Source organism: Ureibacillus chungkukjangi, from assembly GCF_044795995.1.
Taxonomy (GTDB): Bacteria; Bacillota; Bacilli; order Bacillales_A; family Planococcaceae; genus Ureibacillus; species Ureibacillus chungkukjangi.
In genome coordinates, this window is sequence record NZ_CP085009.1 from 3,787,207 (window position 1) to 3,813,393 (window position 26,187).

The following is a 26,187-nucleotide window of genomic DNA, read 5'->3' on the forward strand; positions in this document are numbered from 1 at the left end:
ACCACTCCTCCAACCCATTGTAACATTGAGGGAGAAAATGGAGGTAATAATTAACAATATCAAAGAATAAGTTAGTATAACTTATTAAACATATTTGATGTGTTTGTAATCAGGGAGGTTTGTTGGCATAGCAATCCCATTGCAAAAAGCTGCCATATTTTCCGTGAAAATAAAAAAGACCAATTCGCGAGCGTCCCCACGAATTGGTCGAAAGTTTAGTAATAAACTTTATTATTTTTGGATTGAAGCTACTACTCCAGCTCCAACAGTACGTCCACCCTCACGGATAGAGAATTTAGTACCTTCTTCAAGAGCGATTGGAGAGATTAACTCAACGTTCATTTCGATGTTGTCACCAGGCATAACCATTTCTACGCCTTCTGGTAAGTTGATAACACCAGTTACATCAGTTGTACGGAAGTAGAACTGAGGACGGTAGTTAGAGAAGAATGGAGTATGACGTCCACCCTCTTCTTTTGATAAAACGTAAACTTCTGCTTTAAAAGTTGTGTGTGGAGTAATTGAACCTGGTTTAGCTAATACTTGTCCACGTTGGATATCTTCACGAGCAACCCCACGAAGTAGAGCACCGATGTTGTCACCAGCTTCAGCATAGTCTAATAATTTACGGAACATTTCAACACCAGTTACAGTAGTTGATTTTGGTTCTTCAGTTAAACCAACGATTTCAATAACGTCACCAACTTTAACTTGTCCACGGTCTACACGACCAGTAGCAACAGTACCACGACCAGTGATAGAGAATACGTCCTCTACTGGCATCATGAATGGTTTGTCAGTTTGACGTTCTGGAGTTGGGATGTACTCGTCAACAGCGTTCATTAATTCAACGATTTTTTCTTCCCATTCTTCTTCACCCTCAAGAGCTTTAAGAGCAGAACCTTTGATTACTGGAAGATCGTCGCCTGGGAAATCGTACTCAGATAATAAGTCACGTACTTCCATTTCAACTAATTCTAGTAATTCTTCGTCATCAACCATATCACATTTGTTTAAGAATACTACTAAGTAAGGTACACCTACTTGGCGTGATAATAAGATGTGCTCACGAGTTTGTGGCATTGGGCCATCAGCTGCAGATACTACTAAGATACCGCCGTCCATTTGAGCAGCACCAGTGATCATGTTTTTAACATAGTCAGCATGTCCTGGGCAGTCAACGTGTGCATAGTGACGAGTTTCAGTTTCATATTCTACGTGAGAAGTGTTGATTGTGATACCACGTTCTTTTTCTTCTGGAGCGTTATCGATATCAGCGTATGATTTAGCTTCTCCACCCATTTTTTTTGAAAGAACTGTAGCGATTGCTGCAGTTAATGTAGTTTTACCATGGTCAACGTGTCCGATTGTACCAATGTTAGCATGCGTTTTCGAACGGTCAAATTTTTCTTTAGCCATTTGAGTTAGCCTCCTAAATATGAGTTTATTATTTTTTTTATGTTATAACTGCTGGCTGAGAAGGGCCCTTTTCAGCCAGTCAATCATAGCTTACAAATTATTTATACTTGATACAAGATGAAATTTCAATTATTCACCTTTATTTTTTTTAACGATTTCTTCTGAAATTGATTTTGGTACATCTTCATAGTGATCGAATACCATTGAGAATACCCCACGTCCTTGTGTTGCAGAACGTAATGTAGTCGCATATCCAAACATTTCAGCAAGTGGAACCATTGCACGAACAACTTGAGCGTTACCGCGAGCTTCCATACCTTCTACACGTCCACGACGAGAAGTAATGTTACCCATGATATCACCAAGGTATTCTTCAGGAATTACAACTTCTACTTTCATAATAGGTTCTAAAAGAACTGGGTTACATTTAGAAGCCGCTGCTTTAAGAGCCATAGATGCTGCAATTTTGAATGCCATTTCATTTGAATCGACATCATGGTAAGAACCATCGAATAATCTAGCTTTAATGTCGATTAATGGATAACCAGCAATTACACCGCGGTCAAGAGAGTCACGAAGACCTGCTTCAACTGCTGGAATGTATTCACGTGGTACTACCCCACCAACGATAGCGTTTTCGAATTCGAAGCCTTTACCTTCTTCGTTTGGAGAGAATTCAATCCAAACGTCTCCGTATTGTCCACGACCACCAGATTGGCGTGTGAATTTACCTTGTACTTGAGCTGAACCACGGAAAGTTTCACGGTAAGAAACTTGTGGAGCACCCACGTTAGCTTCTACTTTGAACTCACGTTTCATACGGTCAACTAAGATATCAAGGTGAAGCTCACCCATACCAGAGATGATTGTTTGACCAGTTTCTTGGTCTGTATGTGCACGGAAAGTTGGATCTTCTTCTTGAAGTTTTTGTAAAGCTTGACCCATTTTATCTTGGTCCGCTTTAGATTTTGGTTCTACAGATAAAGAGATAACTGGTTCTGGGAATTCCATAGACTCAAGGATTACAAGATTCTTCTCTTCACAAAGAGTGTCACCAGTTGTCGTATCTTTAAGACCTACAGCAGCAGCGATATCTCCAGAGTATACTTTCGCAATCTCTTCACGAGAGTTAGCATGCATTTGTAGAATACGACCTACACGTTCACGTTTACCTTTTGTAGAGTTTTGTACGTATGATCCTGATTCTAATACACCAGAGTACACACGGAAGAATGTTAACTTACCAACATAAGGGTCAGTCATTACTTTGAATGCTAATGCTGAGAATGGCTCTGAATCGTCAGAATGACGTACAATTTCATCACCAGTGTCGGGATCGATACCTTTAATTGCTTCTACGTCAGTTGGAGCTGGTAGATAGTCAATTACAGCATCAAGCATTAATTGAACACCTTTGTTTTTGAAAGCAGTACCACAAATAACTGGGTAGAATTGTACAGATAATGTAGCTTTACGGATACCAGCTTTAAGCTCTTCAAGAGTGATTTCTTCACCAGCGAAGTATTTCTCCATAAGTTCTTCATCAAGTTCTGCAACTGCTTCTACTAATTTTTCACGGTATTCTTCAGCTTGCGCTTTGAATTCTTCTGGAATTTCACGCACTTGGATATCAGTACCAAGGTCGTTACCATAGAAGATAGCTTTCATTTCAACTAGATCGATAATAGCTTCGAACTCATCTTCAGCACCGATTGGTAATTGAATTGGGTGAGCGTTAGCTTGTAGACGATCTTTAAGAGTTCCTACAGAATACAAGAAGTCTGCACCGATTTTATCCATTTTGTTAACGAATACAATACGTGGAACTCCATAAGTTGTAGCTTGACGCCATACAGTTTCAGTTTGTGGCTCAACACCTGATTGAGCATCAAGTACTGTTACTGCACCATCAAGTACACGTAAAGAACGTTCAACTTCTACAGTGAAGTCTACGTGTCCTGGTGTATCGATAATGTTAACGCGGTGTCCATTCCATGCAGCTGTTGTCGCAGCAGAAGTGATAGTAATACCACGTTCTTGCTCTTGCTCCATCCAGTCCATTTGAGAAGCACCTTCGTGAGTTTCACCGATTTTGTGAATCTTACCAGTGTAATAAAGGATACGCTCAGTTGTTGTTGTTTTACCAGCATCAATGTGAGCCATGATCCCAATATTACGTGTATTCTCTAGTGAGAATTCGCGTTTCATAGGAAATTTCTCCTTCCATATTGGGTGTTACTATTGTTTGAATATATATTTAAATCTACGTACTAGCCAGCAGCTAGCACGTAGTCTAAATTACTACCAACGATAGTGTGCGAATGCTTTATTGGCTTCTGCCATTTTGTGCATATCTTCGCGTTTTTTAACTGAAGCACCAGTGTTGTTAGATGCATCAAGAATTTCGTTAGCTAAACGCTCTTCCATAGTTTTTTCACCACGAAGACGAGAATAGTTAACTAAATAACGAAGACCTAAAGTAACACGACGTTCTGGACGAACTTCTACTGGTACTTGGTAGTTAGAACCACCAACACGGCGAGCGCGTACTTCAAGAACCGGCATAATGTTGTTTAGAGCAGCTTCGAATACTTCGATTGGATCGTTACCAGAACGTTCTTTAACTAATTCGAACGCACCGTATAAAATCTTTTCAGAAGTACCTCTTTTACCATCAATCATCATTTTGTTGATTAAACGAGTTACTAGTTTCGAATTATAAATTGGATCTGGTAACACGTCACGTTTGGAAACAGGACCTTTACGAGGCATGTGTTTTCCTCCTTTCAAAAATTGTCTCTTTTATATAATCAAGTTGCCATTTGTATTTTATACTTAGATTTCGAACCGTGCGCACGATTCATATGAATTCAAATTCAAGTACAATTTACAAAGGACTATGTGTTATTTCAGGAAACTAAATTATTTTTTCTCTTTTGGACGTTTTGTACCGTATAGAGAACGTGATTGCATACGGCCGTTTACACCAGCTGTATCAAGAGCACCACGAACGATATGATAACGTACCCCTGGTAAATCTTTTACTCGTCCACCGCGGATTAATACTACGCTGTGTTCTTGTAAGTTATGACCTTCACCAGGAATGTAAGCTGTAACTTCAATTTGGTTAGTTAAACGTACACGAGCGTATTTACGTAACGCTGAGTTTGGTTTTTTAGGTGTCATAGTACCAACACGAGTACAAACACCACGTTTTTGTGGAGAGTTAACATCTGTTAAAGATTTTTTAAAGCTGTTATATCCCTTGTTTAACGCTGGTGAATTTGATTTCGTAGTTTTGGATTTACGAGGCTTACGTACCAATTGGTTAATTGTAGGCATCGGTTTTTCCTCCCTTCATATATTCCTTTTTAATACCACACATCCAGGTGGTTCATTTTTAGGGTAAAAACAAAGTCTTTGTGTTCTATACACAAAAACTAACTTGCAGCGATTGCAACAACCGCAGCTCCAACGTGAATACCACAAGCTTTGCCAAGTTCTTTTTTAGACTCAACGAGACTTACTGGTACGCCGACTTCTTTTGCAAGAATAACCACTGGATCGGTTACCCAATTGTCTGCATCGAGTGCAACAAAGAGTTCTGTAACTTGACCAGCCCGGATTGCTTTCACTGCTTGCTTTGTACCTATGATTGTTTTACTAGCCTGCTTTACTCTTTCATAAGACATTTTCATATCCTCCAAAGTACAGACAGTTAACTATCAACCTTAAGTATATTAACACTATCAATTTAAACTGTCAAATATTTTATTGAAATTCTCTTGGGAGATGCATAATCTCCCAAGGAATTTCTCTATTTTCATTCAAATAACTTGAATAATTATTCTACTGTAGCAACTTCTTCTAGTTCGTCTGTTTTTTCCATGCGAATTTGACGGTAGCGTTGCATACCAGTACCAGCCGGAACTAGCTTACCGATAATAACATTTTCCTTCAGACCTAGAAGCTCATCACGCTTACCTTTGATTGCAGCATCCGTTAACACACGAGTTGTTTCTTGGAATGATGCAGCAGATAAGAATGATTCCGTTTCAAGAGAGGCTTTCGTAATACCAAGGATAACAGGACGACAAGTTGCCGGTACTTTACCACTTAGAATTACTTCTTTGTTTGCCTCAGCGAATTGGTGAATATCTAGTAATGAACCAGGTAATAACTCAGTATCTCCCGCTTCAATTACACGAACTTTACGAAGCATTTGGCGTACCATAACCTCGATATGTTTATCTCCAATTTCTACCCCTTGCATACGGTATACTTTTTGTACTTCTTTTAATAAGTATTCTTGTACAGTGGCAACGTCCTTAACTTTTAATAATTGTTTAGGATCAATTGAACCTTCTGTTAGAATTTGTCCAGGAATGATTTCATCTTCTAGTTGTACTTTTAAACGCGCATTATATGGCGCTTGGTACTTACGAGTTTCGATTTCACCTTGGATTGTAATTTCTTTCAAGCCTTCACGGATTTCTTCGATTTCAGAAACTTTACCCGAGATTTCAGAGATTACCGCTTGCCCTTTAGGGTTACGTGACTCAAAGATCTCTTGGATACGTGGAAGACCTTGTGTAATATCGTTACCAGCTACCCCACCAGTATGGAATGTACGCATCGTTAACTGCGTACCAGGCTCACCGATAGATTGAGCAGCAATGATACCTACTGCTTCACCAACTTCAACCTCTTCACCTGTTGCTAGGTTGATACCGTAACATTTTTTACATACCCCATGTTTAGTATTACATGTGAATGCTGAACGGATTGTTACCTCAGTTATACCCACATCTTCAATAACACGAGCGATATCTTGAGTAATTAATTCGTCACGAGATAAAATGACAGCACCAGTTTCTGGGTGGTAAATTGTTTTCTTTGTATGACGACCGATAATACGCTCATCTAACATTTCGATAACTTCAGTACCTTCCATTAACGCACCGATAGTTAAACCACGATCAGTTCCACAATCGTCTTCACGTACGATAACATCTTGTGCTACGTCAACTAAACGACGAGTTAAGTAACCTGAATCGGCAGTTTTTAATGCTGTATCGGCTAGACCTTTACGAGCACCGTGAGTAGAGATGAAGTATTCCAATACTGTTAAACCTTCACGGAATGAAGATTTGATTGGAAGTTCGATAATACGACCAGCCGGGTTGGCCATTAATCCACGCATACCTGCTAGCTGCGTAAAGTTAGATGCGTTACCACGGGCACCAGAGTCACTCATCATGAAGATCGGGTTTGTATCTGGTAAAGAGTCCATCAGTTTAGACTGAATGTCATCTTTGGCTGCAGACCAGCTTGAAATTACACGGTCATAACGTTCTTCTTCCGTAATTAAACCACGACGGAATTGAACCATTACTTTATCTACTTTTTTCTGTGCTTCTTCTAGAATTCCAACTTTTTCTGGTAATACTACGATATCTGAGATCGCAACTGTAATACCTGCTTTAGTTGAATATTTAAATCCTAGGTCTTTCATACGGTCAAGCATTTTAGACGTTTCTGTAATATGGAATCGTTTAAATACTTCAGCAATGATATTACCTAAGAATTTCTTACGGAATGGACTAATTGTTTTAACTGAAGCAAAGTGTTTTACTAACACAGCTCGACGTTCAGCTTCAACTTTTTCACCTTCTGATAGCTCATTGTAGCCGTCAGATGTTTTAAGTTGTTGTAAAGTATCTTCATCAATCGTTAAAGATGCGAAGTATTGTTGAGGTGTTTCTTGTTCTAAGTTCTCAGATGTCGGCTCATTAATGTATGGGAATGATTCAGGAAGAATTTCGTTGAATATTACCTTACCAACCGTTGTTAACAGATATTGCTTATTTTGCTCTTCTGTGAATGTTTGGTTGTTTAATGAACTTGCTTTAATCGCAATACGTGTGTGTAAGTGTACATTACCTGTTTGGTATGCAATTAACACTTCATCTGGACCATAGAAGATAGAACCTTCACCACGTGCTCCTTCACGCTCAAGAGTTAAGTAATAGTTACCTAATACCATATCCTGAGATGGAGTAACAACTGGTTTACCATCTTTAGGGTTTAAGATATTTTGAGCAGCTAACATAAGTAAACGAGCTTCTGCTTGTGCTTCCGCTGATAATGGAACGTGAACCGCCATTTGGTCACCATCGAAGTCAGCATTATAAGCTGTACATACTAATGGGTGAAGACGAATTGCACGACCTTCTACTAATGTAGGCTCAAATGCCTGAATACCAAGTCTGTGAAGCGTTGGTGCACGGTTAAGTAACACTGGATGCTCACGGATAACATCTTCTAAAACATCCCAAACTTCATTGTGCATACGCTCAATTTTACGTTTTGCACTCTTAATGTTATGGGCAAGACCTCGTTCAACAAGCTCTTTCATTACGAAAGGTTTGAATAACTCGATAGCCATTTCTTTTGGAAGACCACATTGGTACATTTTTAAGTTTGGACCTACTACGATAACCGAACGACCAGAATAGTCTACACGTTTACCAAGTAAGTTTTGACGGAAACGACCTTGTTTCCCTTTTAGCATATGTGAAAGGGATTTTAAAGGACGGTTACCCGGACCTGTTACAGGACGACCACGACGACCGTTATCGATCAATGCATCAACCGCTTCTTGTAGCATACGTTTTTCGTTTTGTACGATGATGCTTGGTGCACCAAGGTCTAATAAACGTTTTAAACGGTTGTTACGGTTAATAACACGACGATATAAATCGTTTAAGTCAGAAGTTGCAAAACGACCACCATCTAATTGCACCATTGGACGAAGCTCTGGTGGTATTACAGGAAGTACTTCTAAAATCATCCATTCTGGCTTATTGCCAGAGTTACGGAATGACTCGATTACTTCAAGGCGTTTAATCGCACGAGTACGACGTTGCCCTTGAGCCGATTTTAACTCTTCTTTTAAAGTGTTTGTTTCATCTTCTAGATCAATTGATTCTAAAAGTTTTTTGATTGCCTCTGCACCCATTGCCGCTTCGAAAGTAGCACCGAATTTTTCACGGTATGCACGATATTCTTTTTCAGATAAAAGTTGCTTTTTATCTAAGCTAGTATCGCCTGCTTCGATTACAACATATGAAGCAAAGTAGATTACTTCTTCTAATGCACGAGGTGACATATCAAGGATAAGTCCCATACGGCTTGGAATACCTTTGAAGTACCAGATATGTGATACAGGCGCTGCAAGCTCAATATGACCCATACGTTCACGACGAACTTTTGCACGAGTTACTTCAACACCACAACGGTCACAAACTACGCCTTTATAGCGTACACGTTTGTATTTACCACAGTGACATTCCCAGTCTTTTGTAGGTCCGAAAATGCGTTCACAGAACAGACCATCTTTTTCTGGTTTTAACGTACGGTAGTTAATTGTTTCTGGTTTTTTTACTTCTCCATAAGACCAAGAACGAATCTTGTCTGGTGAAGCTAAACCAATTTTCATATATTCAAATTCATTAACGTCTATCAAGGAGCCTACCTCCCTTTAGTATAAGTCCTCTAACGACTTTCCGATTCCGAAGCTCAACAATTAATTCATTTATATAAAATTAAAAACCGGGCAGGCAGAATGTGCTTCCTCCTGCCCGATACTTTTAGACTATTCTACAGACTCAACAGCATCTTCTTTTTCACTAGCTGGTAAAATATTTAACGCATCAGTTGGTTGAAGCTCATCTTCGTCATCTAAGTCGCGAAGTTCAACTTCTTCGTCATTGATTGTAAGCATTTTAACATCTAATCCCAGTGATTGAAGCTCTTTTATTAATACTTTGAAAGACTCTGGAACTCCTGGTTCTGGAACACTTTCACCTTTAACAATTGCTTCATAAGTTTTCACACGTCCAACAACGTCATCTGATTTAATTGTCAAGATTTCTTGAAGAGTATAAGCAGCACCATATGCTTCAAGTGCCCATACCTCCATCTCACCAAAACGTTGTCCACCAAATTGCGCCTTACCACCAAGTGGTTGTTGTGTAACGAGTGAGTAAGGACCTGTTGAACGAGCGTGAAGTTTGTCATCAACCATGTGAGCTAGTTTGATCATGTACATGATACCAACAGATACACGGTTGTCTAATGGTTCACCTGAGCGACCATCATAAAGAATTGTCTTACCATCACGGTTCATACCTGCTTCTTCCATTGTTTCCCATACATCTTGTTCGTTAGCACCATCAAATACTGGTGAAGCCATATGAAGACCTAAGTAACGAGCAGCCATACCTAAGTGAAGCTCTAATACTTGTCCGATGTTCATACGAGATGGTACCCCAAGTGGGTTTAACATGATATCAACAGGTGTTCCGTCTGGCATAAACGGCATATCCTCTTCAGGTAAGATACGTGAGATTACCCCTTTGTTACCGTGACGTCCGGCCATTTTGTCCCCAACGCGAATTTTACGTTTTTGAACAATATAAGCACGAACTAATTGGTTAACACCCGGTGGTAATTCATCACCATCTTCACGATTGAAGACTTTAACATCTAGTATAATACCGCCTGCTCCATGAGGTACGCGTAGAGATGTATCACGAACTTCACGAGCTTTCTCACCAAAGATAGCATGTAGTAAACGTTCTTCAGCCGTTAACTCTGTTACTCCCTTAGGTGTTACTTTACCTACTAAAATGTCACCATCGCGAACTTCCGCACCAATACGGATAATTCCACGATCATCTAGGTTACGAAGAGCATCTTCACCAACATTAGGAATATCGCGAGTGATTTCTTCAGGTCCTAGTTTTGTATCACGAGACTCTGACTCATATTCTTCAATATGAACAGAAGTATAAACATCATCTTTCACAAGACGTTCGTTCATAATAACAGCATCTTCATAGTTAAAACCTTCCCAAGTCATGAAGGCAACTAATACGTTACGACCAAGAGCAAGTTCACCAAGTTCCATAGAAGGACCATCAGCTAAAATATCTTTTGGTTTAACACGATCGCCAACTGTAACGATTGGACGTTGGTTAATTGAAGTACCATGGTTAGAACGAGTGAATTTTTGAAGTTTATATTTCGTTAATTCACCTTTAACTTCTTTCCCATCAATTTCTTCGATACGACGAACATGAATTGAACGAGCTTCTACATGTTCAACAATTCCGTGGAATTTGTTAACTACAGCAGCACCTGAGTCACGAGCATCTACGTGTTCCATACCAGTTCCAACAAATGGTGATTCTGGGTTTAATAAAGGAACCGCTTGACGTTGCATGTTCGCGCCCATTAATGCACGGTTTGAGTCATCATTTTCTAAGAACGGGATACAAGCTGTCGCAGCAGAAACTACTTGTTTTGGAGATACGTCCATGTAGTCAACACGATCTCTTTTGAAGACTGTGTTATCCCCACGGAAACGACCTAAAACTTCTTCGTTTGTAAATGAACCATCATCATTTAATGGTGAATTGGCCTGTGCAACGATGTAGTTATCTTCTTCATCAGCAGTTAAGTAATCGATATGTTCAGTTACTCGACTTGTTTCAGGATCCACACGACGATATGGTGTTTCAATGAAACCGAATTTGTTCACTTTTGCAAATGAAGATAGTGAGTTAATTAACCCAATGTTTGGACCCTCTGGTGTCTCGATTGGACACATACGACCATAGTGAGAGTAGTGAACGTCACGTACTTCCATACCAGCACGTTCACGAGTTAAACCACCAGGCCCTAATGCAGAAAGACGACGTTTGTGTGTTAACTCTGCTAACGGGTTTGTTTGGTCCATGAATTGCGATAATTGTGAGCTACCAAAGAACTCTTTAATTGAAGCAATAACAGGACGAATATTGATTAATTGTTGAGGTACGATAGACGCTGTGTCGTTAATAGACATACGTTCACGTACAACACGTTCCATACGAGATAAACCGATACGGAATTGGTTTTGTAACAGCTCACCTACTGAACGTAAGCGACGGTTACCTAAATGGTCGATATCATCTGTATTTCCTACGCCATATAATAGGTTGAAGAAATATGACATTGAAGCAATTACGTCAGCAGGCGTAATGTTCTTCACTTCTTCTTCAATATAAGCGTTAGAAATAATGTTGATTTCTTTTTGCGCTTCATCATTTGGTGCGAAAATTTTAATAGATTGGATAGTTACATCTTCCTCTAATACACCACCAACTTGTGATAATGTACGGAAGCCGATACCGTTTTCTAAATAAGGAATAATACGATCCAAATTACGACGGTCTAATGTTGTACCCGCTTCTACTAAAATTTCTCCTGTTTCTGGATCTACAAGAGTTTCGGCAATCGTTTGGTTGAATAAACGATTTTTAATGTGAAGCTTTTTGTTCATTTTATAGCGTCCAACGTTTGCTAAATCATAGCGTTTAGCATCGAAGAAACGAGAATATAATAAGCTTTTTGCACTTTCAACCGTTGGTGGTTCACCAGGACGAAGACGCTCATAGATTTCTAAAAGCGCTTTTTCAGTGCTATCAGTATTATCTTTTTCAAGCGTGTTTCTTAGATATTCGTTATCACCAAGAATATCAATGATTTCTTGGTCTGAACCGAATCCTAACGCACGTAATAATACTGTAACAGGTAATTTACGAGTACGATCAATTCGTACGTAAACTACATCTTTCGCATCTGTTTCGTACTCTAACCAAGCACCACGGTTCGGAATTACAGTAGCACCAAAGCCTTTTTTACCGTTCTTATCAGTTTTATCATGGAAGTAAACGCTTGGAGAACGAACTAATTGTGAAACAATTACACGTTCGGCACCGTTAATAACAAATGTGCCTGTTTCTGTCATCAAAGGGAAATCCCCCATGAAAACATCTTGCTCTTTCACTTCATCTGTTTCTTTGTTGTGGAGACGTACCTTTACACGCAATGGTGCTGCATAAGTTACATCACGCTCTTTACATTCATCCACATCATATTTAGGTTCACCTAAACTGTAATCGATGAATTCAAGTGAAAGATTACCTGTAAAATCTTCGATTGGAGAAATGTCGCGGAACATCTCACGCAACCCTTCTTCAAGGAACCACTCGTAAGATGCTGTTTGAATCTCAATTAAATTCGGAAGCTCCAGCACCTCTTTAATACGCGCAAAGCTTCTACGCTGGCGGTGTTGTCCGTACTGAACTAGTTGACCTGTCAACTCATTCACCCCTCATTAAAGCGATAATAGGTCTTTGCAAAACCATGTAAATGGTGTATGATTTCCAAAGACAAAAAGAAAACGAGTCTTTTCTCAAGAGTCATTTTCGGTTAAACTAAACTTATCCGTGGTAAGTATACCCATATAAAATGCATTGCATACAAAAGGGCAAACTCCCACAAAATAATAATTTTGCATTTTATTATGTTATCATAGCCATTTTGTCAAGTCAATATTTTATACACTTGGGAGCTTTTATTTCCATATACTATTTATAGCGAAACTGGAAACAAAAAACTACTTTTTAGCTCGTATAATCCAATAACCCTTCTTCTTCTCGACTACTTCAACCTCTGCAAACTTTTCTTCTAAATGATTCATCGTTGATGGCGCCCCTTGTTTCTTCTGAATTACAATCCACAATTCTCCACCAATCGATAACTTTTCAAAAGCACCGTCATAGATTTTAAATACAGTTTCTTTCCCTGCACGAATCGGTGGGTTAGTTAAAATTGCGGCTACCTGTAATCCTTCTTCTACAGAAGCTAGGCCATCACTTTCAAAAATTCGTACATTTTGAATTCCGTTTAATTGCGCATTTTTCTTCGATAGCGCAACCGCTCTTTCGTTAATATCCATCATATAAACAGTACGCTCTGGATTTTGCTTTGCAATCGACAGTCCAATTGGGCCATAACCACAACCGACATCCAATATCGTACCTTCTATTTCAGGATTTTGGAAAGCTTCAATTAAAACACGGGATCCAAAATCTACTTCGCTTTTACTAAATACTCCAGAGTCCGTTTCAAATAAAAACGAATTTCCGAGTAACGTAAATTTCCATTGGCGTGGTTTACTTTCAGTTTGAGGCTTATTTGAATAATAGTGTTCAGACATCTAACGTGCCCTCCTTTAAAAAAACAAGGTTTGTCGCCGTAACACGACAAATCAATGGCGCATCTTTACGGGATATCCATAATTTCAAACCATCCTATCCGCCAAAGAAAATGAAGAAAGCCCGTCAAAAAGACGAGCTTTCTTTATTTATTGAAAATAAGGTAAGTCAGAAATTATTTAACTTCGATTGAAGCGCCAACTTCTTCAAGTTTAGCTTTCATTTCTTCTGCTTCTTCTTTAGAAACGCCTTCTTTTAATGCTTTAGGAGCGTTATCTACTACTTCTTTAGCTTCTTTTAAGCCAAGACCAGTGATTTCACGTACCACTTTGATTACTTTAATTTTTTGGTCACCAGCAGAAGCTAGTACTACGTCAAACTCAGTTTTTTCTTCAACTGCAGCTGCACCGCCACCTACTACTGCTACAGGAGCAGCAGCTGTTACACCGAATTCTTCTTCGATTGCTTTTACTAAGTCGTTTAACTCAAGAACTGTCATAGCTTTGATAGCTTCTAAGATTTGATCTTTGTTCATTTTATTTTCCTCCTATATGGATGTTGTATTTTTTTAGGCAATTTGCCTTAAGTTTGTTGTTTTGAAGTTTAGGCTACTATTAAGCGCCTTGCTCTTCTTTTTGTTCTGCAACAGCTTTTGTTGCAAGTGCGAAGTTGCGCACTGGAGCTTGAAGTACAGATAAAAGCATAGATAGTAAACCTTCGCGTGATGGAAGTTCAGCAAGAGCTTTCACATCATCAGCTGAAGAAACGTTACCTTCGATGATACCTGCTTTGATTTCAAGCGCTTCGTTCTTTTTAGCGAAATCATTGATGATTTTCGCTGGAGCTACTACGTCTTCGTTAGAGAACGCAACAGCGTTTGGACCAGTTAAGAATTCGTTAATTCCATCAACACCAGCGATTTCAGATGCACGACGAGTTAAAGTATTTTTGTATACTTTGAACTCAACACCTGCTTCACGAAGTTGTTTACGAAGTTCTGTAACTTGACCAACAGTTAAACCACGGTAATCCACTACAACAACTGATGCTGCTGCTTGGAATTTTTCAGCGATTTCTTGTACGACTGCTTTTTTAGTTTCAATTACATTGCTCATGATTGACACCTCCTATTAGAATGGGTCATTTATACCGACAAAAGTAAAGCCTCTAGTCACATTAGAGTAGACTAGAGGCGGAAAATTCATCATCTAAAAAAGAATCTGATTTCTGTGTCCTCGGTAGGGATTGTTTTAAGTGCTAAGCACCCCTACTGTCTACGGTACAAATGGATATTCACAACGTCATTCATCTTAACAAGAATGATGATAGTTGTCAATATTATTTATAATTAAATTACTTAATAATATTTTATATTATTTAACAACTACGTTAGTAGAATCAATTTTCACTGATGGTCCCATTGTAGAAGTAACGTTTACAGATTTCATGTAAGTACCTTTAGCTGCAGCAGGTTTTGCTTTTTGAACTACGTCAAATACAGCTAAGAAGTTTTCAACTAATTTTTCAGTTTCAAATGAAACTTTACCGATAGGAGCGTGGATGATACCAGCTTTGTCAGCGCGGTATTCTACTTTACCAGCTTTAATTTCGTTGATAGCTTTAGTTACGTCGAAAGTAACTGTACCAGTTTTAGGGTTTGGCATTAAACCTTTAGGTCCTAATACACGACCAAGTTTACCAACTTCACCCATCATGTCAGGAGTTGCAACGATTACATCAAAGTCAAACCAACCTTGTTGGATTTTTGTGATGAATTCTGCATCGCCTACATAATCAGCACCAGCAGCTTCAGCTTCTTTAAGTTTTTCACCTTTAGCGAATACTAATACACGTTGAGTTTTACCAGTACCGTTTGGTAGTACTACTGCACCACGGATTTGTTGGTCGTTTTTACGAGTATCGATTCCAAGTCTGAAAGCAACTTCAACTGTTGCGTCGAATTTTACTGTGCTTGTTTGTTTTGCTAAAGCGATTGCTTCTTCAGCAGTATATAAAGTTGAACGATCAACTAATTTAGCTGCATCTTGCAGTCTTTTACCTTTTTTTACCATTATAATTTCCTCCTTGATTGTGGTTATAGCGGATATTCCTCCCACGAATAGAGGTTGCGCTTGTTCCCAAAGAACTTACCGCAACCTCCAATAAACAAAAGCCTTCTCATCATCAAGTAAACAAGATATTTGTTACGAATTAGTCTTCGATAACAATACCCATGCTGCGTGCTGTACCTTCAACCATCGCCATTGCTGATTCAACTGAAGCAGCGTTTAGGTCTGGCATTTTTTGTTCAGCGATTTCGCGAACTTTATCACGTTTAACCGTTGCAACTTTTTTACGGTTTGGTTCACCTGATCCAGATTGGATACCTGCTGCTACTTTAAGTAACACTGCTGCAGGTGGAGTTTTTGTAATGAAAGTGAAAGAACGATCTTCGAAAACTGTGATTTCAACTGGGATAATTAAACCAGCTTGGTCAGCAGTACGAGCGTTGAACTCCTTACAGAATCCCATGATATTAACACCTGCTTGACCTAATGCAGGACCAACCGGTGGAGCTGGATTAGCTTTACCAGCAGGGATTTGAAGTTTTACAATTTTAATAACTTTTTTAGCCACGAGACACACCTCCTTAAGTCCGTGATGTGGTAACTGGGTTGCCCCTCCCACTCAATATCTGTCTGTCAGCTATTTGCCGATAACATTAAAAGATTAATTTTCTTTTTAGACAAACTGTGCTACGACAGTCTGACCTATGAAATGATATCACTTTTAAATTATATTAGCAAGTAAAATCTTATTTCAAAAATATCGTCGTTGTTGAAGAACTATAATTTTTGAATTTGTTCGAAGTCAAGTTCCATCTTTGTTTCGCGACCGAACATATCAACAATAACTTTAACTTTCCCTTTGTCTGCATCAATTTCTTCGATTTTACCTTGGAAATGAGCAAACGGTCCTTCTAATACCTCTACTACTTCTCCAACAGTTATATCTAATTCGCCAACTGTTGATTTCGTCATACCCATTTGTTGTAGTAAACGTTCTACTTCTTCAGGTAATAACGGAGTTGGTTTTGCACCGCCGCCTGATGAACCGATAAATCCTGTAACACCTGGTGTATTACGTACTACATACCATGATTCGTCTGTTAAAATCTGTTCTACTAATACGTAACCCGGGAAAACTTTACGCATTACTGTACGTTTTTTCCCATCCTTTAAATCTGTTTCTTCGTGTTCTGGAACAATTACACGGAAAATATTATCTTGCATCCCCATTGTTTCAACACGTTTTTCAAGATTCGCTTTTACGCGATTTTCATAGCCTGAATAAGTATGAACTACATACCATCTTTTTTCCATAACGTTGCCGGACTATATGTCCGTCCCTCCTTCACTCATCACATGGACCTTAATAATACAATTAACGAAACAAATGAAAAAAACCCGTTAACATTTAAAGACGGGCCATTTTCAAAATATTAACAATGCTTTTTATAGATCTATATACCAGCGGAATAGTTCTGAAACACCTAAGTCTACTAACACAAAAAAGATAGCCATAACAATTACCGTTGAAACTACGACAACTGTATATTTTGTAAGCTCTTTACTTTTTGGCCAGCTTGTCTTTCTCATTTCAGATGTTACATCTGATAGAAACTGTTTAATCTTGCCCATTCTAGCTTAACCTCCGAACAAATCATCTATTCTATGTTTCAATCTAATTTACTAAATCAAATGCGTAGGCGTGTCTGTTCGCCGAGAACTCAAGAAATACATTTGATAAACTTGGCACAGGCATCCGCAAAATAGACTTTAACTTCAATCAGTTGCTTGAATACGTGTAGAGTCATAGAACGATTCGTATTCATTGGACCATTTAAACTATTGTGAGACCACTTCTGAATGAAAGTAAAATTATCGAGTTTGTTTATGCACCGTATGTTCATTACAATGTGAGCAAAACTTTTTCAATTCTAGACGCTCATTTGCACTTGCTCTTTCAGGAACTGAATAATTTCTGGAACCACATTTTTCACAACATAAAACGATTTTCTTATGCATTCTGAAAATTCACCTATTTTTTTTGCATTTTGTCTTTTAAAGACTAACACCTAAACCTATTACTGTCAATAAGAGCAATGTGTTGCCCCACTTAAACGTCACCTATTTCCAGGTGACGCTCTAACTTACGCTTTACACGTTGGAGAGCATTATCGATTGACTTAACGTGACGATTCAATCCTTCTGATATCTCGTTATAGGATTGTCCATCTAGGTATAAAGCTAACACCTGTTGCTCAAGTTCACTTAATATTTCGCCAATTTTTTCTTCAAGATGAGAATACTCTTCACGATTAATCATTAAATGCACCGGATCATCAGACTCTGTGCTGGTGATCACATCCATTAATGTCCGATCGGATTCTTCATCATAGATTGGTTTATCAAGAGATACATAGGAATTTAGTGGAATATGCTTTTGACGCGTCGCTGTTTTAATAGCTGTAATGATTTGACGTGTAATACAAAGCTCCGCAAACGCTCTAAAAGAGGACAGCTTGTCTCCTTTGAAATCTCTTATTGATTTATATAAACCTATCATTCCTTCTTGAATGATGTCTTCCTTATCTGCTCCAATTAAAAAATAGGAGCGCGCCTTCGCTTTGACGAACAGTCGATACTTCGTAATTAAATAATCTAAAGCTTCTGTATTTCCGTGATGTACTTCTTCAATAAGTTGTTCATCTGAAAGGTCTTCAAATCGTTGCAATACTTGTGTTTGACTTTCTTTTAGCATCGGCATCACCCCATAACGATCGTATAGTGTTAGGAATAGTATAACGGAACTGGAAAATATAGGTCAACCTAGTTATTTCAAACCTCGTCTCCATTTTTCAAAAGCTAGTTCTACTTCCTTAGATAATTGAATCCTAGATTTAGGCTGCTCATCATGGGTTATCTTTACTTTTTGCGTGATATTCGACTGTATAATTTCCATTTCAATTTCTAGCTCTCTTGCCGATTTACGAAGAGCCCCATTTCCGAAGATTACATTTTGTTCTGTCATATCGGAGGTAGCTACATAGATTTGTATTTTGCGTCCCTTTAATTCATTCGTTAGCTTCTCAATCCGTTCATCTGCTGTTTCATTTTTTCTTGTATAAATGATTTCAACCGCTTTTTGTACATAGGTTTGTTGTACTCCAGGAACTAAGTGGGCATCAAACACAACAATCAATCGCCCCCCCATGGCTGCTTTATATTCAGCCATGAGTTCAAGCAAGCGATTGCGTGCTTCTTCAAAATTTGTATCACGAAGAGGTCGTAATTCCTTCCATGCCCCAATCATATTGTAGCCGTCGACAATTAAAATCGTTTGCATGATACAACTTATCCATTCTTTTCTTGACGCTTACGGTATACCTCATACATTAAAAGGGCTGCAGCTACTGAAGCATTCAACGAATTCACATGACCGACCATTGGTAGGTGATATAAAAAATCACATTTATCTTTCAACAATCTACTCATTCCACGGCCTTCACTTCCAATTATCACTGCTAAAGGTAAAGTCGCATCCATCTTACGATAATCCGCAGAACCCAAAGCATCCGTTCCCGCTATCCAAACGCCATTTTCTTTTAGCTCATCCACTGTTTGCGCAAGGTTCGTGACACGTACGACAGGTACATGTTCAATCGCTCCTGTAGAAGCCTTCGCTACAACAGCAGTTAAACCTACCGCGCGTCTTTTTGGAATTATGATGCCATGAACACCAATTGCATCGGCAGTACGCATAATTGAACCTAGATTATGAGGATCCTCGAGCTCATCAAGTATAAGGAAGAATGGGTCTTCATTTTTTGCCTTCGCAGCTTTAAATAAATCCTCTAACTCCGCATAGTTATAAGCTGCAACAGAAGCTACAATTCCTTGGTGATTTTCACTTGATAATTGGTCTACCTTTTTCTTTGGAACAAATTGTACAAGTACGCCACGCTCACGAGCTAAATCTAATACTTCGTTAATGCCTGTCTTCTTGACGCCTTCTGCTATCCAAAGCTTATTGATTTCTCTTCCTGAACGTAGTGCTTCTAGTACAGGGTTCTTTCCAGCAATCATTTCATTATTATGTTCAGTCATTTATGATGCCCCCTTTGATTGCTCAACAATTATTATCGCATAATCGATTATTTCATAAACTCTTTCGTATTGCTTTGTTAAATATAGACTTCCCAAAACAGCTTCAAATCCTGAACTATTACGATAGGTTTGAACATCCGTATTTTTTGGGACAGATCCTGATTTTGCGTTGCGACCTCTTTTAAAAACAGCAACCTCTTCTTCAGTTAAGTAATTTTCATCCATTAAACGATGTACAATCATAGATTGAGCCTTCGCAGATACATAATTCGTTGCCTCTTTATGTAATCGATTGGGCTTAGCTCGTCCACTTAAAAGAAGATGCTCCCGAACCTTTTGTTCGAGAACAGCATCTCCCATGTAAGCTAATGCAAGTGCATTTAGTTGTTTTACATCTTCTATACGAAGCTGCGCCATTTTACAAACCTCGTTTCCAACGTGTACCTTGACGTGTATCTTCTAAAATAATATTCATGTTTAAAAGCTGGTCACGAATTTCATCTGAACGAGCGAAATCGCGATTTTTACGTGCCAGAATACGCTCTTCAATTAAAGCCTCAATTTCTTCATCCAGCAACTCTTTTTCCACAACTAGCTTAATACCCAGGACGTCACCAAGTGCATCAAAAGTTTCGATAAATGCTTTTAACACACGTTCTTCTGTATTTGTTTCGTTTAGGTAGATGTTTGCAATTCGAGCAAGCTCAAATAGGGTAGAAATAGCATTTGCAGTATTGAAATCATCATCCATCGCAATTTCAAATTGCTTTTTAACTTCTTCAAGCTTATCTAAATATTCTCCACCGTTATCAGCCAGGTTTGTTGACGCTGATAATCTGTACTGAATATTTGAATAAGCTGTACGAAGTCTTTCTAACCCAGCTTGAGCCGACTCAACTAAATCCTGTGCAAAGTTAATCGGATGGCGATAATGAACAGAAAGCATAAAGAAACGTAATACTTGTGGATCGATTTGCTGACGAATATCATTTACTAGCACAAAATTCCCTAGAGATTTAGACATCTTCTCATTGTCGATATTGATATATCCATTGTGCATCCAGTAGCGTGCAAATTCCTTCCCTGTATAAGCTTCCGATTGAGCAATTTCGTTTTCATGGTGAGGGAAAGTTAAATCTTGACCTCCCGCATGTATGTCAATTGTGTCTCCAAGATGCTCGCGAGCCATTACCGAACATTCGATATGCCAGCCTGGGCGACCTTCACCCCAAGGACTTTCCCATTTGATCTCACCTGGTTTTGCTGATTTCCAAAGAGCGAAATCTAGAGGATCTTCCTTCTTTTCACCAGCTTCAATACGTGCTCCCACTTTTAAATCATCAATCGGTTGATGCGATAATTTCCCGTACCCATCAAACTTACGCGTGCGGTAATACACATCTCCTTGTGATTCGTAGGCATAGCCTTTTTCGATTAAAACACCGATAAAATCGATAATATCTTCCATATGGTTCGTTACACGAGGATGTACGTCTGCTTTTTTGCATCCAAGGGCGGTAATATCCTCAAAATATGCATTAATAAAGCGGTTTGTTAGCTCAAAAACGTCTTCCCCTAATTCGTTTGCTGCTTTGATGATTTTGTCATCAACGTCAGTAAAGTTTGAAACGTACTTCACATCGAAGCCTTTGTATTGGAAGTAGCGACGAACTGTGTCATATACAATAACAGGTCGGGCATTCCCGATATGAATGAAGTTGTATACAGTTGGCCCGCATACATACATTTTTACTTTTCCTTCTTCTAGTGGGACAAAGGGTTCTTTTTGTCTTGTTAAGGAATTAAATATTTGAATTGTCATTTCACTCTCTCCTTTTGAAATGGACTAGATTATAAATCTGTTTTTTTAATAAAAAAGCGCCCCTGTCTTTTCACATGAAAAGACAGAGACGCTATTATACGTGGTTCCACTCTGATTGAAAGCACATTAAACACAAGGTTAAATGCTTTCCACTCGAAAGTCCGTTAACGCCGGACGACTCGACTCGCCTACTTAGAAAATACGAATTATCGCGCACGGATGGCGTAACAGTGTATTTTCTTATGCGGACAATCAAATTACTTATAATTTACTATCCGCAAAATTTTCAGCTAAGTGCTCAAAGGTGCATTTCCATAAAATAGAGGCCTAGGTCACTTTCAGCCGATGATGACCCTCTCTTTGAAAACTTATTTTATGTACTTCTCCTTCTCAACGCTTTGACAGATTTTTGATGTTTAACAATTACGACTAAAGTAACTTTATTTTACATTAGCTTTAATAAAAGTCAATCAATTGCAATGGTTATTTTACGTATTTTTCAATACGTGCGATTGCTTTATCTTTTCCAATTAAAGCAATTGCATCTGCTAATTCAGGACCATGTGTTTGGCCAGTTGTTACTACACGAATTGGCATGAATAGGTTTTTCCCTTTATGCCCTGTTTCTTTTTGAACTGCTTTAATAGCAGACTTAATAGATGGTGCATCGAAGCCTTCAAGCGCTTCAAGTTGCGCCTTGAAAGAAGCCATTACTTCTGGGATTTGTTCACCAGCCATTACTTCCTTAGCCTCTTCATCATACTCAACTTCTTCTGTAAAGAATAAACTTGTAAGCTCAACAATTTCAGCGCCAAAGCTCATTTGGTTATGATATAAACCGATTAAAGCTGTTGTCCACTGTTGTTGCTCTTCGTTTAATTCTTGTGGAAGTAAACCAGCCTTTTGTAAATGTGGTAAAGATAATTCCACAACTTTTTCTAAAGGCAGTTTTTTAATATATTGATTGTTCATCCATGTTAGTTTATTTTTATCGAACATAGATGGTGACTTTGAAAGACGTTTTTCATCAAAAATTTCGATGAATTGTTCTTTAGTGAAGATTTCTTCTTCTCCTTCTGGAGACCAGCCTAAAAGGGCAAAGAAGTTAAACATTGCTTCTGGTAAATAGCCAAGCTCTTTATATTGCGTAACAAATTGAATAATCGACTCGTCACGTTTTGATAATTTCTTATGATCTTCATTTACGATTAATGTCATGTGACCGTATTGTGGATACTCCCAGTCAAATGCATCAAAAATCATCATTTGTTTTGGAGTATTTGATAAATGCTCTTCCCCACGGAATACATGCGTAATGTCCATGAAGTGATCATCTAAAACAACAGCATAGTTATATGTTGGAATTCCGTTCGCTTTCACAAGTACCCAATCACCAACGTCTTTTGATTCAAACGTTACTTCACCACGCACTAAATCTGTGAAGCGGTAAGTTGTGTTTTCAGGCACACGCATACGGATAGTGTGTGGAATACCTTCTGCTTCTTTTGCTGCAACCTCTTCTTTTGTTAAGTGACGACATTTCCCATCATAAGTTGGTGCTGCCACTCCTCTTGCTCTTTGCGCTTCACGAGAAGCTTCTAGCTCTTCTGAGGTACAGAAGCATTTGTAAGCAATTCCACGCTCTAGTAAGTCTTCAGCGTGTTTTGTATACACATCTAAACGTTCCATTTGGCGATATGGTGCATACGGTCCACCAATATCAATTGACTCATCAGGCGTAATTCCTAACCAACGAAGGTTATCTAGCTGAGAGGCTTCTCCACCCTCTACATTACGTTCAATATCTGTATCCTCAATACGTACGATAAATTTACCGTTGTGATGTTTTGCAAATAAATAGTTAAATAACGCTGTACGTGCTCCACCAATGTGTAAAAAGCCAGTTGGACTCGGAGCATAACGAACGCGAACTTCCTTCGTCATAATTATTGCCTCCTATATTAGTTCAAAAAGTTTGTTATATATATTGAGAAGCCGCAAATCCACTTCTCATGTTAACCTTGTACATTTTACCACTCAAGAATAAGAATGAAAAGCTGGGTCAGCTTGAAGTAAAGGGTATATGCTTTGATATCACTTATTCGGACTAAAATATCCATTAATTCTCTATAATATGCACCAAAATTTTATTTCTTAATTAATAAAATCGTTGCCATTGCTGCAATTCCTTCTTCACGACCAGTGAAACCTAATTTCTCGGTAGTTGTTGCCTTCACATTCACCTGTGATGGGTCTGCTTTTAATAGCTCTGCGATTCGGTTACGCATCGGTTCGATATACGGAGCCATTTTGGGACGTTGAGCCATGATTGTACAATCAACATTTCCAAGTACATAGCCTTTTTCCTCAACAATATTCCAAATATATTCTAGCAATTTTGCACTGTCTGCATCCTTGAATTCTGGATCTGTATCAGGGAAATGATGTCCAATGTCCCCTTCTCCAATTGCACCAAGAGCCGCATCCGTTACCGTATGTAACAATACATCTGCATCTGAATGCCCCAGTAACCCACGTTCGTGAGGAATTTCAATCCCACCAATTATTAATGGACGTCCTTCTGCAAATGCATGAACGTCAAATCCTTGTCCTACTCGAAACATAATTATCCTCCTAGTTGCTACGATGCTTTAGTATCGCTTCTCCAAATATTAAATCTTCTTTTGTTGTTATTTTCACATTATCATAGGTACTTTCCACAATGTGAACCTGATGTCCTAAACGTTCAACAAGCATCGCTTCATCTGTTCCTAAGAAGCCCTGCGCTTCAGCACTGTCCTCTGCCTGCTGTATCAAATCGAAACGAAAGGCTTGTGGGGTTTGAATCATCCACAAGCTCTCTCGATCGACTGTTTCAATAATGACACCATCACTTACTTTTTTCATTGTGTCTTTTGCTTTAACGCCGGCAATGGCAGCCCCTTTTTCTTGAGCTACCTCTACTAAACGCGAAATAGTTAGTTTTGTTATAAACGGTCTTGCTGCATCATGCACAAGCACAATTTCTACCTGCTGCATTTCTTTAATACACGAATGGACAGAATGCTGTCTTTCTTTCCCTCCATTTGGCAGACCCTTCACTTTCGTAATACGATACTGCTCTAACAAGCCTCGAATATATTCACGTTCCTCTGGTTTAACAGCAAGCCAGATACCTGTACAATTTTCGTCGCTTTGAAAGGCTTCTAGTGTGTGGATAAGAATTGGTTTCATATCCAGCTGTAAAAACAATTTGTTTTGCCCTGCTCCCATTCGTTTTCCACTTCCTGCTGCCGGGAGTACTACTTCATATTGCACAAATTCACTTCCTAATCTGTTAAAGCCTTATATTTTCCATTCTATTATGCTACTTGTTCGTCCTTAGGCTTGGCAAAAATCATTCGCCCCGCCGATGTTTGTAGGACACTTGTCACGGTTACGGTAATCGCTTGCCCAATATAGCTTCTACCACCCTCTACTACGATCATTGTGCCATCATCCAGATAAGCAACACCTTGATTTTGTTCTTTTCCATCCTTGATGACAACTACCTGCATATCCTCTCCAGGAATTACTACAGGTTTTACGGCATTTGCCAAATCATTAATATTTAATACTTGGACATGATGTAAGTCACAAACCTTATTCAGGTTGAAATCATTCGTTAAAATTTGAGCACCCATTTTTTTCGCAAGACGAACTAGCTTTAAATCTACCTCTTGTACATCCTCAAAATCCTCTTCAGATATTTGGACAGTTGTAACACGTTCGTCTTGTAGTTTCTTCAAGATATCCAATCCTCTACGACCTCGAGTACGTTTCAATGTATCCGATGAATCTGCAATATGTTGTAGCTCCGTCAGGACAAATTGCGGGACAATAAGAACACCTTCAATAAACCCTGTCGATGAAATGTCAGCAATTCGACCATCAATAATGACACTCGTATCTAACAATTTGTATAACTGCTTTTCCTCTACCTGAGTGAACCCTGAATCGACTGTTTTCTTCTTTTGTGCCGTATTGGCTTTGGAAAACATTTGACTAAGCTCATCACGTTTGGTGAACCCAACACGGAAACCTAAATACCCTAGTAAAATAGATAATATAACAGGGATAAAATCAGTTATGATTGGGATTTGAATTCGCTCTAAAGCAAAACCAATTAAAAAGGCTACCATTAACCCTACAATCAGCCCAATCGAACCAAATAAAAGATCTGCTGCAGGCACTTTAAATAAAATACCTTCCATCCAAACAATTAGCTTCACAAAGTAATCTGATAATGCGAATGATAAAACGAATAACAAAATTGCACCTAAAGCTACCGATACATATGGATTGTTAAGCCAGGGATTAGATGATAAATTAATAAACTCGTATAATGGCGGTAAGAAAACAAAACCTAACGCTCCTCCGATAAATAAGAAAGCAATTTGTATCACTCTTTTTAACATGCTCCCACCTCCTTTTCTTATTATCAATTATACATAGTTCATCAGCGATTTTCGCTATAAACACTTCAAGAATTTTAAAAACAAGGAAAAATATTCTGAGCTGTATAAAATAAGATATGTTCTATTTCTTCCCAAAATTAAAAAGAAAAATGCCCATACATCAAAAATGATTGTATAGGCACGTTTTTTGTTCATATTTTAGGCAAAAT

24 protein-coding genes and 1 other annotated feature are annotated in these 26,187 nt (G+C 38.6%); all 24 genes read right to left on the reverse strand.

All coding sequences use genetic code 11. The features are described from left to right. Positions 1-231: 231 nt before the first annotated feature. Entirely contained in the window at positions 232-1,419 is a 1,188-nt protein-coding gene (tuf, locus tag LG296_RS18750; RefSeq protein ID WP_107932289.1) for an elongation factor Tu, read from the reverse strand. Between the two features lie 129 nt (positions 1,420-1,548). After that, a complete protein-coding gene (gene fusA / locus LG296_RS18755) occupies positions 1,549-3,627 on the reverse strand; it encodes an elongation factor G (RefSeq protein ID WP_107932287.1) in 2,079 nt (692 codons plus the stop codon). A 93-nt stretch (positions 3,628-3,720) separates the two neighbouring features. Further along, positions 3,721-4,191, reverse strand: a complete 471-nt coding sequence (gene rpsG / locus LG296_RS18760; protein WP_036200764.1) for a 30S ribosomal protein S7 — start codon at positions 4,189-4,191, stop codon at positions 3,721-3,723. A gap of 150 nt (positions 4,192-4,341) precedes the next feature. Next, positions 4,342-4,761: a 30S ribosomal protein S12 gene (rpsL, locus tag LG296_RS18765; protein ID WP_036200765.1), complete on the reverse strand. Its 420-nt coding sequence runs from the start codon at positions 4,759-4,761 to the stop codon at positions 4,342-4,344. 98 nt (positions 4,762-4,859) lie between these two features. Continuing rightward, positions 4,860-5,111: a ribosomal L7Ae/L30e/S12e/Gadd45 family protein gene (locus tag LG296_RS18770; RefSeq protein ID WP_107932285.1), complete on the reverse strand. Its 252-nt coding sequence runs from the start codon at positions 5,109-5,111 to the stop codon at positions 4,860-4,862. A 152-nt stretch (positions 5,112-5,263) separates the two neighbouring features. Then, a complete protein-coding gene (rpoC, locus tag LG296_RS18775; protein WP_107932283.1) occupies positions 5,264-8,947 on the reverse strand; it encodes a DNA-directed RNA polymerase subunit beta' in 3,684 nt (1,227 codons plus the stop codon). Positions 8,948-9,076: 129 nt separating this feature from the next. Beyond that, complete coding sequence (rpoB, locus tag LG296_RS18780; protein WP_181417959.1) at positions 9,077-12,640, reverse strand: DNA-directed RNA polymerase subunit beta; 3,564 nt, start codon at positions 12,638-12,640, stop codon at positions 9,077-9,079. Positions 12,641-12,928: 288 nt separating this feature from the next. Further along, the gene (locus LG296_RS18785; protein WP_107932279.1) at positions 12,929-13,531 is read right to left on the reverse strand and encodes a class I SAM-dependent methyltransferase; all 603 of its coding nucleotides are present in this window, start codon (positions 13,529-13,531) and stop codon (positions 12,929-12,931) included. Between the two features lie 173 nt (positions 13,532-13,704). Further along, on the reverse strand, positions 13,705-14,064 hold the full coding sequence (gene rplL, locus LG296_RS18790; protein WP_107932277.1) for a 50S ribosomal protein L7/L12: 360 nt from the start codon (positions 14,062-14,064) through the stop codon (positions 13,705-13,707). A 79-nt stretch (positions 14,065-14,143) separates the two neighbouring features. Then, complete coding sequence (gene rplJ, locus LG296_RS18795; protein WP_107932275.1) at positions 14,144-14,644, reverse strand: 50S ribosomal protein L10; 501 nt, start codon at positions 14,642-14,644, stop codon at positions 14,144-14,146. A 33-nt stretch (positions 14,645-14,677) separates the two neighbouring features. Further along, positions 14,678-14,827, reverse strand: a sequence feature (ribosomal protein L10 leader region). 75 nt (positions 14,828-14,902) lie between these two features. Further along, positions 14,903-15,601, reverse strand: coding sequence for a 50S ribosomal protein L1 (gene rplA / locus LG296_RS18800; RefSeq protein ID WP_107932273.1), 699 nt, complete (start codon positions 15,599-15,601; stop codon positions 14,903-14,905). Between the two features lie 139 nt (positions 15,602-15,740). Beyond that, on the reverse strand, positions 15,741-16,166 hold the full coding sequence (gene rplK / locus LG296_RS18805; protein ID WP_137730352.1) for a 50S ribosomal protein L11: 426 nt from the start codon (positions 16,164-16,166) through the stop codon (positions 15,741-15,743). A 209-nt stretch (positions 16,167-16,375) separates the two neighbouring features. Next, positions 16,376-16,912: a transcription termination/antitermination protein NusG gene (nusG, locus tag LG296_RS18810; protein ID WP_107932269.1), complete on the reverse strand. Its 537-nt coding sequence runs from the start codon at positions 16,910-16,912 to the stop codon at positions 16,376-16,378. 132 nt (positions 16,913-17,044) lie between these two features. Continuing rightward, the gene (gene secE, locus LG296_RS18815) at positions 17,045-17,230 is read right to left on the reverse strand and encodes a preprotein translocase subunit SecE (protein ID WP_107932267.1); all 186 of its coding nucleotides are present in this window, start codon (positions 17,228-17,230) and stop codon (positions 17,045-17,047) included. 240 nt (positions 17,231-17,470) lie between these two features. Beyond that, the gene (rpmG, locus tag LG296_RS18820) at positions 17,471-17,617 is read right to left on the reverse strand and encodes a 50S ribosomal protein L33 (RefSeq protein ID WP_107932265.1); all 147 of its coding nucleotides are present in this window, start codon (positions 17,615-17,617) and stop codon (positions 17,471-17,473) included. A 91-nt stretch (positions 17,618-17,708) separates the two neighbouring features. Further along, complete coding sequence (gene sigH / locus LG296_RS18825) at positions 17,709-18,353, reverse strand: RNA polymerase sporulation sigma factor SigH (protein ID WP_107932263.1); 645 nt, start codon at positions 18,351-18,353, stop codon at positions 17,709-17,711. A gap of 72 nt (positions 18,354-18,425) precedes the next feature. Beyond that, entirely contained in the window at positions 18,426-18,938 is a 513-nt protein-coding gene (locus LG296_RS18830; RefSeq protein WP_107932261.1) for an NYN domain-containing protein, read from the reverse strand. An 8-nt stretch (positions 18,939-18,946) separates the two neighbouring features. Continuing rightward, positions 18,947-19,699, reverse strand: coding sequence for a 23S rRNA (guanosine(2251)-2'-O)-methyltransferase RlmB (rlmB, locus tag LG296_RS18835; RefSeq protein WP_107932259.1), 753 nt, complete (start codon positions 19,697-19,699; stop codon positions 18,947-18,949). Continuing rightward, a complete protein-coding gene (locus LG296_RS18840; protein ID WP_107932257.1) occupies positions 19,700-20,116 on the reverse strand; it encodes a Mini-ribonuclease 3 in 417 nt (138 codons plus the stop codon). Between the two features lies 1 nt (position 20,117). Then, complete coding sequence (gene cysS, locus LG296_RS18845) at positions 20,118-21,521, reverse strand: cysteine--tRNA ligase (protein ID WP_404427247.1); 1,404 nt, start codon at positions 21,519-21,521, stop codon at positions 20,118-20,120. A gap of 483 nt (positions 21,522-22,004) precedes the next feature. After that, positions 22,005-23,465, reverse strand: coding sequence for a glutamate--tRNA ligase (gene gltX, locus LG296_RS18850; protein ID WP_404427248.1), 1,461 nt, complete (start codon positions 23,463-23,465; stop codon positions 22,005-22,007). Between the two features lie 203 nt (positions 23,466-23,668). After that, a complete protein-coding gene (ispF, locus tag LG296_RS18855) occupies positions 23,669-24,145 on the reverse strand; it encodes a 2-C-methyl-D-erythritol 2,4-cyclodiphosphate synthase (protein ID WP_137730361.1) in 477 nt (158 codons plus the stop codon). Positions 24,146-24,155: 10 nt separating this feature from the next. After that, a complete protein-coding gene (ispD, locus tag LG296_RS18860; protein WP_404427249.1) occupies positions 24,156-24,839 on the reverse strand; it encodes a 2-C-methyl-D-erythritol 4-phosphate cytidylyltransferase in 684 nt (227 codons plus the stop codon). A gap of 44 nt (positions 24,840-24,883) precedes the next feature. Continuing rightward, complete coding sequence (locus LG296_RS18865; protein ID WP_107932247.1) at positions 24,884-25,978, reverse strand: PIN/TRAM domain-containing protein; 1,095 nt, start codon at positions 25,976-25,978, stop codon at positions 24,884-24,886. Positions 25,979-26,187 lie beyond the last annotated feature (209 nt).

Bases quoted from the DNA above. Each gene is read 5' to 3' on its own strand.
- tuf (WP_107932289.1), bottom strand. From the start codon at position 1,419: ATGGCTAAAGAAAAATTTGACCGTTCGAAAACGCATGCTAACATTGGT.
- fusA (WP_107932287.1), bottom strand. From the start codon at position 3,627: ATGAAACGCGAATTCTCACTAGAGAATACACGTAATATTGGGATCATG.
- rpsG (WP_036200764.1), bottom strand. From the start codon at position 4,191: ATGCCTCGTAAAGGTCCTGTTTCCAAACGTGACGTGTTACCAGATCCA.
- rpsL (WP_036200765.1), bottom strand. From the start codon at position 4,761: ATGCCTACAATTAACCAATTGGTACGTAAGCCTCGTAAATCCAAAACT.
- LG296_RS18770 (WP_107932285.1), bottom strand. From the start codon at position 5,111: ATGTCTTATGAAAGAGTAAAGCAGGCTAGTAAAACAATCATAGGTACA.
- LG296_RS18785 (WP_107932279.1), bottom strand. From the start codon at position 13,531: ATGTCTGAACACTATTATTCAAATAAGCCTCAAACTGAAAGTAAACCA.
- rplL (WP_107932277.1), bottom strand. From the start codon at position 14,064: ATGAACAAAGATCAAATCTTAGAAGCTATCAAAGCTATGACAGTTCTT.
- rplJ (WP_107932275.1), bottom strand. From the start codon at position 14,644: ATGAGCAATGTAATTGAAACTAAAAAAGCAGTCGTACAAGAAATCGCT.
- rplA (WP_107932273.1), bottom strand. From the start codon at position 15,601: ATGGTAAAAAAAGGTAAAAGACTGCAAGATGCAGCTAAATTAGTTGAT.
- nusG (WP_107932269.1), bottom strand. From the start codon at position 16,912: ATGGAAAAAAGATGGTATGTAGTTCATACTTATTCAGGCTATGAAAAT.
- secE (WP_107932267.1), bottom strand. From the start codon at position 17,230: ATGGGCAAGATTAAACAGTTTCTATCAGATGTAACATCTGAAATGAGA.
- rpmG (WP_107932265.1), bottom strand. From the start codon at position 17,617: ATGCATAAGAAAATCGTTTTATGTTGTGAAAAATGTGGTTCCAGAAAT.
- sigH (WP_107932263.1), bottom strand. From the start codon at position 18,353: ATGCTAAAAGAAAGTCAAACACAAGTATTGCAACGATTTGAAGACCTT.
- LG296_RS18830 (WP_107932261.1), bottom strand. From the start codon at position 18,938: ATGCAAACGATTTTAATTGTCGACGGCTACAATATGATTGGGGCATGG.
- rlmB (WP_107932259.1), bottom strand. From the start codon at position 19,699: ATGACTGAACATAATAATGAAATGATTGCTGGAAAGAACCCTGTACTA.
- LG296_RS18840 (WP_107932257.1), bottom strand. From the start codon at position 20,116: ATGGCGCAGCTTCGTATAGAAGATGTAAAACAACTAAATGCACTTGCA.
- cysS (WP_404427247.1), bottom strand. From the start codon at position 21,521: ATGACAATTCAAATATTTAATTCCTTAACAAGACAAAAAGAACCCTTT.
- gltX (WP_404427248.1), bottom strand. From the start codon at position 23,465: ATGACGAAGGAAGTTCGCGTTCGTTATGCTCCGAGTCCAACTGGCTTT.
- ispF (WP_137730361.1), bottom strand. From the start codon at position 24,145: ATGTTTCGAGTAGGACAAGGATTTGACGTTCATGCATTTGCAGAAGGA.
- LG296_RS18865 (WP_107932247.1), bottom strand. From the start codon at position 25,978: ATGTTAAAAAGAGTGATACAAATTGCTTTCTTATTTATCGGAGGAGCG.